Raw genomic sequence first — 326 nt, forward strand, 5'->3', positions numbered from 1 at the left:
CTTGCAGAAATAGAAACTGATAAAGCTACTATGGAATTTGAATCTTTTAACGAAGGTACACTTCTGTATGTAGGTATAAATGAAGGTGAAACAGCACCAGTTGATAGCGTTTTAGCTATTATAGGCCCTGCAGGTACTGATGTTACTGGTATAGCTGATAATCATGATAGCCTTGAAGCTGCTTCAGATAAAGGAGCGGGAGAAAAATCTGACAATGCTACAACAGCTAGTAAAGAAGTTGAAGCAACTGCTAAAGTAGAGGCTACAACTAATGGAGGAAGAATATTCGCATCACCATTAGCGCGTAAAATAGCAGAAGAAAAAGG

1 protein-coding gene is annotated in these 326 nt (G+C 38.7%); it reads left to right on the top strand.

Features of this window, described 5'->3' with window-relative positions:
• A partial coding sequence (locus DC53_RS22890) for a biotin/lipoyl-containing protein (RefSeq protein ID WP_033032849.1) occupies positions 1 to 326 on the top strand: 326 nt, incomplete at both ends.

This window comes from Pseudoalteromonas fuliginea, assembly GCF_000690055.1.
Lineage (GTDB): Bacteria > Pseudomonadota > Gammaproteobacteria > Enterobacterales > Alteromonadaceae > Pseudoalteromonas > Pseudoalteromonas fuliginea.